1 protein-coding gene is annotated in these 807 nt (G+C 42.8%); it reads right to left on the reverse strand.

All coding sequences use genetic code 11. From position 1 onward, the window contains the following. Nucleotides 1-106: 106 nt before the first annotated feature. Nucleotides 107-807: ATP-binding protein (locus tag K675_RS32580; protein WP_037007223.1), on the reverse strand; the 701-nt coding region annotated here is incomplete at its 5' end.

Here is an 807-nt window from a genome sequence, read left to right on the forward strand (position 1 = left end):
CTTCATCCCATGGATTAGCTGAGTAAAGTGCTGCTTTGATTGCAGACTTCTCATCGTCCGTTAGCTGTATTTCAGTCAAGCAAGGAAGGTACGCGTCTACCATTTTTTAGACACCACCTTGTGATTTATTTTCTTTTTTCTTATCCACCTTTTCTACCAACCCCATAACAGCATCGAAAAAATCCTCCTGCTGACGATCAAAACTTTTTTCTCGCATCGCCTCAACTAAATAAGTCAACTCCGTCTTACTCATAAGGTTTCGTTCAAATTTGTTCATAGCATCTACGATAACCTCGCTAACGAAATGGTTAGCAGGTGTCACAACGTCAAATGCTCTCCAGAGAATCGCTTCGATTCCAGTACTGCTGGTAGACTCATGATCAAGGCGCAGCCGCATGGGCCCAGAGCTTGTCATCTGATGGACAGTGACTAGGTTCGAGTGTTCTACCAGAGCGCCTGACACAACAAGCGGGGAATGTGTGGCTACTATCACAGATACGTTTCGATATGCTAATGCAGCAATGACTTTACCAACATATTCACGTTGCCAAGCTGGATGCAAACTATTTTCCGGCTCATCAACAAGAACTATCGAGTTCTGCCTAACACTTACAGACAAAAATATCAAAGAACAAATTAACGATAACTCTCCAGAGCTAGCACTACTTAATTGAATTTTACCCTGCCCTTTTTTTTCTAGAAACACTCCAATCCGGCTTATCAGCTTAGCACGAACTAAAAAGCTTTCACATTTCAAGACAGCGGCAAACTCGCGACTTTGAGAAAACTCATATGCAGGTCTTGCCA

Origin of the sequence: Pseudomonas fuscovaginae SE-1 (assembly GCF_000364705.1) — a bacterium.
GTDB classification, from domain to species: domain Bacteria; phylum Pseudomonadota; class Gammaproteobacteria; order Pseudomonadales; family Pseudomonadaceae; genus Aquipseudomonas; species Aquipseudomonas fuscovaginae_A.